6 protein-coding genes are annotated in these 4,757 nt (G+C 75.4%); 3 read left to right on the forward strand and 3 right to left on the reverse strand.

What is annotated here, in order from left to right; all coding sequences use genetic code 11:
- The 3 genes from ACWEN3_RS41680 to ACWEN3_RS41690 form a co-directional block, all read right to left on the reverse strand.
- Positions 1–390: LLM class flavin-dependent oxidoreductase (locus ACWEN3_RS41680; RefSeq protein ID WP_452982514.1), on the reverse strand; the 390-nt coding region annotated here is incomplete at its 3' end.
- 73 nt (positions 391–463) lie between these two features.
- Positions 464–961: a heme-degrading domain-containing protein gene (locus ACWEN3_RS41685; RefSeq protein ID WP_452982517.1), complete on the reverse strand. Its 498-nt coding sequence runs from the start codon at positions 959–961 to the stop codon at positions 464–466.
- Positions 961–2,028 (reverse strand): Gfo/Idh/MocA family protein, encoded by a 1,068-nt coding sequence (locus ACWEN3_RS41690; protein ID WP_452982520.1) that lies wholly within the window; start codon positions 2,026–2,028, stop codon positions 961–963. The genes ACWEN3_RS41685 and ACWEN3_RS41690 overlap by 1 nt, the downstream gene beginning before the upstream one ends.
- Positions 2,029–2,076: 48 nt before the next feature.
- On the opposite strand from ACWEN3_RS41690, the gene ACWEN3_RS41695 reads away from it, so the two are divergent.
- The 3 genes from ACWEN3_RS41695 to ACWEN3_RS41705 form a co-directional block, all read left to right on the forward strand.
- Positions 2,077–3,219: an ROK family transcriptional regulator gene (locus ACWEN3_RS41695; RefSeq protein WP_452982523.1), complete on the forward strand. Its 1,143-nt coding sequence runs from the start codon at positions 2,077–2,079 to the stop codon at positions 3,217–3,219.
- Between the two features lie 147 nt (positions 3,220–3,366).
- Positions 3,367–3,723 carry a hypothetical protein gene (locus ACWEN3_RS41700; protein ID WP_452982526.1) on the forward strand — a complete coding sequence of 119 codons (357 nt, stop codon included), beginning with the start codon at positions 3,367–3,369 and terminating at the stop codon, positions 3,721–3,723.
- A gap of 111 nt (positions 3,724–3,834) precedes the next feature.
- Positions 3,835–4,757 (forward strand): hypothetical protein (locus ACWEN3_RS41705; RefSeq protein WP_452982529.1); only part of this gene is annotated, 923 nt, incomplete at its 3' end.

The following is a 4,757-nucleotide window of genomic DNA, read 5'->3' on the forward strand; positions in this document are numbered from 1 at the left end:
GTCCGCTCCAGCAGTGCCGCCGCCTCCTGCCCGTCGAGCGGACCGGCGGTGGTACTGGTCGGCGAGCTTGGCGTGGCTGACGCCGAGGCCGAGCAGGAAGCGGCCGGGGTGGGCGGCCTCCACCTCGGCGAAGGCCGCCGCGCTCGCCTCCGCCTCGTACTGCCAGATGCTCTGGATGCTGGTGCCGACGACGAGCGTGTCGGTGGCCTCCAGGAGCGGCACGGCGTGGCGGGCGGCGCTGCTGCCGCCCAGCCACACCGTCCCGAAGCCGAGTTCCTGCAACTCGGCCGCCGCCTCCGCCAGTTCGCCGCGCCGGGAGGGGTCCTCCGAGCGCAGGCCGACGTTCCAGATGCCGTACCGTCCGACGGTCTGCCGCAATGGGTCGGTCATCGGTGGTGATCCCTCCGGTCGAGCGTGGTGCCGTGGCGGCCCTACACCGGTGCCAACCCGGAAGATCGCCGGGTTAATCCCCCGCCCTGCCCAGGAACTCCTCCAGCGCCTCCACCACGAGACGGTGGTCCTGGAGCTGGGGCAGGCCGGATACCGTCACCGAACCGATGACGCCGGCGTTCTCGACGTGGACCGGGAACGAGCCGCCGTGGGCCGCGTAGACGTCGGGGTCGAGGCGGGAGGAGTCCTCGAACGTCGTCCCCTTGGCGCGGAAGCGGGCGCCGACCAGGTAGGAGGAGGCGCCGTAGCGCTCCACCACCCGGCGCTTGCGGGCGATCCAGGCGTCGTTGTCCGGGGTGGAGCCCGGCAGCGCCGCGTGGAAGAGCTGCTGGCCGGCGCGGTGGATGTCGATCGCCACCGGAGCCCGGCGCTCCCGGGCCAGCTCCACCAGCAGGGAGCCGAGCGCCCAGGCGTCCTCGTGGGTGAACTGCCGGAAGACCAGCCGGCGTTCCTGCGCCTCCAGCTCCGCCAGGGTCGGGGTGAGCTCGGGGGTGGTCTGCGGGTGGGGCATCAGAGGGTCACCGTCACCTTGTCGCGGGCGGACCGGCGGGCCGCCTCCAGTACGTCGAGGGCCGCGGCCGCCTCCAGGGCGGTCACCGGGTTGGGTCCGGCGCCGGTCAGGGCGCCGGCGACGGCCGCGTAGTAGGCGGGGTAGTCGCCCGGCACGGTCGGAACGGGGGTGCCGCCGCCGGTCAGCGGGGACTCGCCGGCGCCGATACGGCCGTACAGGGACTCGGGCTCCCCGCCCCACCGGGGGCCGGGGCGCAGGCCCTCGCGCAGCGCCCCCTCCTGCGGGTCCAGGCCGTACTTCACATAGCCGGCCAGGGAGCCCAGCACCCGGAAGCGGGGGCCGAGCTGGGGCGTCGTCGCGGAGACGTAGAGGTGGGAGCGGACGCCGCTCGCGTGGGTGAGCGCGATGAAGGTGTCGTCGTCGGCCTCGGCGCCGGGGCGGCGGACGTCCGCCTCGGCGTACACCTCGGTGGCCGGGCCGAAGAGGACCAGGGCCTGGTCGACGACATGGCTGCCGAGGTCGTAGAGCAGACCCCCGATCTCCGCCGGGTCGCCGGACTCGCGCCAGCCGCCCTTGGGCTGCGGCCGCCAGCGCTCGAACCGGGACTCGAAGCGCCGGACGTCGCCGAGGGCGCCGTCCGCCATGAGCTTTCGCAGGGTCAGGAAGTCGTTGTCCCAGCGGCGGTTCTGGAAGACCGACAGGAGCAGACCGCGTTCCTCGGCGAGGGCGGCCAGCTCGCGGGCCTCGGCGGCGGTGCCGGCGACCGGCTTGTCCACGACCACCGGCAGGCCGGCCTTGAGGGCGGCCGTGGCCAGCGCGACGTGCGTCCTGTTCGGGGAGGCGATGACGACCAGGTCGAGCCCGTCCGCGCGGTCGAACAGCTCGTCGGGGGAGGCGGCGAGCGTCACGTCCGGGAACTCGGCGCGGGCCTGCTCCTGCCGCTCCGGGTTGGAGGTGACGACCGTGTCCAGGGCGAGGCCCTCGGTGGCGGCGATCAGCGGGGCGTGGAAGACGGAGCCGGCGAGGCCGTAGCCGATCAGGCCGACGCGGAGGGGAGTACCAGTCATGCGTCCTACTTTCGCAACGCTGTTGCCAAAGTGCAAGCGGAGGGGAGAATGGGTGGCGTGAACAGGACGAAGAGCGGTGGCCCGGCCGGAGCGAACCTGCGCGCGGTGCGGTCGCACAACACCGCGCTCGTGCTCGACCTGCTGCGCGGGGCCGGTGGGGACGGCATCAGCCGCCTGGAGCTGGCCGAGCGCACCGGGCTGACCCCGCAGGCCGTCAGCAAGATCACCGCCAGGCTGCGGGAGGAGGGGCTCGCGGCGGAGGCCGGGCGGCGGGCGTCCACCGGGGGCAAGCCGCGGACCGTGCTGCGACTGGTGCCGGAGGCCGGGCACGCGGTGGGCGTCCATCTCGACCGGGACGAACTGCGGGCCGTGCTGGTCGATCTCGACGGGGCCGTGGTCGGGGAGCGGCGCGCGGCGCTGGACCTGGGGGCCGGGGCGCAGGCCGTGCTGGGAGCGGTCGCCGAGCAGGTGACGGGGCTGGTGGGGGCGGTGCTGGGAGGCGTCGCGGGAGGGCTCGCCGAGGTCGGATCGCTGCTCGGGGTCGGGGTCGCGCTGCCGGGGCCGCTGGACCATGTGCGCGGGGTGCTGCACCGGGTCACCGGATTCCCGGAGTGGGACGGGTTCCCGCTCCGGGACGCGCTGGAGGCGCGGCTGGGGGTGCCGGTCGTGGTGGACAAGGACACCAACGCGGCCGCGCTCGGGCTGTCGGCCGGGGGCGAGGGCGGGTCCTTCGCGTATCTGCACCTCGGCACGGGGCTGGGGGCCGGGCTGGTGATCGGCGGGAGCGTGCACCGGGGGGCGCGGACCGGGGCCGGGGAGTTCGGGCACCAGGTCATCCAGCTGGACGGGCCGGCGTGCGAGTGCGGGAACCGGGGGTGCCTGGAGGTGCTGTGCCTGTCCGCCGTGGGCCGGGGCGAGGCGGGGACGGCCGCACGGGTGCTGGGCGTGGGGGCCGGGAACCTGGCCGGGCTGCTGGACATCGACCGTGTGCTGCTCGGGGGGCGCACGATCGTCTCCTCGCCGGAACCGTACGTCCGCGGAGTCGCCGAGGTCCTCGACGCGCGGGCCCGGCGGGAGGGGGTGCCCGGGGGGACGGTGGCCGTACGGGTCGCTCCGCGGGGGGAGGCGGTGGTGGCCGAGGGAGCCGCACAGCTGCTGCTGGCGCCGTTGTTCGGGCGCGGGGACGGGTGAGGGCGGGAGCGCGCGCAAGCCTGCCCGGGTGCCGCCGTCCGCCATTCGGGTGCCGTTCCTGGGGTTGGTGTGGCTGTGGTTGTGGGGGATCCCGGTGTGGTGCGGGTACTTATGACCTGGAAGCTTCGCCCGGTTAGGAGGGTGCGCATGCGTACGGTCCGGATGGGGATCATCGGCGGGCTGCTCGGCGCCACGATGCTGTGTCTTTCGGTGGCGGGGCAGGCGTTCGCCGGTGGGGGTGTGGCGCAGGCGCGCAGCGCGGTCTGCGGGACCGACTCGGCCACCGGGCTCGGGGTGTCGGCCGCCGGGGACGTGGACTGTGGCGCGGCGCTGTCGGTGGCGGCCGCCTACACCAAGGTCTGGCGCAGCGCGTCGGGCGCGCCCGTGGACGTGCGGGCGGCCGGCGCCGGGTGGAAGTGCCAGGAGCGGCAGGGCGACCCGAACCCCTACCAGGAGTGCGTGAACACGAGTGACAGCGGCCGGCGCGTCATGCTGACCTCCTGACCCTCCACCCGGCCCGCGGAAGGCCCGGCGTCCGCTGATCGGGCGGAGTCGCCGGCCGCCCCGGAGTGGCGGCGCCGCTCTCCGCCCGCGGCCCGGCATGGTCATGTGTTCATGCGACCGCGCACGACCCTGTCCCTCGGCCTCGCCACGGCCGCCGTCCTCGTACCCGGGGTTCCCGGGCCCGCGGCGGCCGTCGCCGGCGCGGACATGACGCCGTCCTGCGCCGCCCCGGGCGCGCACGCCTTTCCGCTGACCACCCGGATCCACGGCGGCCCCGCGTCCTACGTGGCGGGCGGCGGATACGGCACCTGGTACATCGACCTCACCAACACCACGAGCCGGACCTGCACGGACATCCACCCGGTCGTCGTCCTCTTCGACGACCGGCGCACGCTGAGGGCCGACCGGGCCGAGCTGGACTTCTACGACGGCTCCCGCGCGCTGCCGGTGACGTTCGAGAACACCGACGAGCAGGAACTGGTCGGGGTGCTCGACGGGCCCGGGTTCAAGGGCTTCACGGTGCCGCCCGGTGAGACCGTCAGCGTCAGGGTCCGGCTCGCGGTCGGCCCCGACACCGCACCCGACCAGGTCACCGTCAACGCCGCCGCCGTCCAGCGCCGGGGCCAGGACGGGGAGTGGGCGGGGGAGTCCGGCGCGTACCGGTTCGCGATCGGGGCCGAGGGCGAGGACGTGACACCGGGCCCGGAGCCGACGGGCGCGACACCGGGTCCGGAACGGACGAGGGGCAAGGACCAGGTGCCGGGCCCGGCGCAGTCGCGGGGCAAGGAGCAGGTGCCGGACCCGGTGCAGACGCGGGGCAAGGACCAGGTGCCGGACCCGGCGCAGACGCGGGACGCGGGTGGGGTGCCCGTCGGCGTGTCCGGCACGCCGGGGGCCACGCCGTCCGTCAGGACGACCGCGGGCCCCTCCCTCCCCTTCGCCGCGGAGGCGCAGGAGGCGGGAGAGCGGGCCCACGAGCTGGCACGCACCGGACTCGGCCTCACCCACGGCCTGCTGGCGGCCGCCGCCGCACT

This window comes from Streptomyces sp. NPDC004561 (genome assembly GCF_053602155.1).

What these genes read in the sequence shown, in the direction of transcription:
- ACWEN3_RS41685 (WP_452982517.1), bottom strand. Translation starts at nt 961, where the DNA reads ATGCCCCACCCGCAGACCACCCCCGAGCTCACCCCGACCCTGGCGGAG.
- ACWEN3_RS41690 (WP_452982520.1), bottom strand. Translation starts at nt 2,028, where the DNA reads ATGACTGGTACTCCCCTCCGCGTCGGCCTGATCGGCTACGGCCTCGCC.
- ACWEN3_RS41695 (WP_452982523.1), top strand. Translation starts at nt 2,077, where the DNA reads ATGGGTGGCGTGAACAGGACGAAGAGCGGTGGCCCGGCCGGAGCGAAC.
- ACWEN3_RS41700 (WP_452982526.1), top strand. Translation starts at nt 3,367, where the DNA reads ATGCGTACGGTCCGGATGGGGATCATCGGCGGGCTGCTCGGCGCCACG.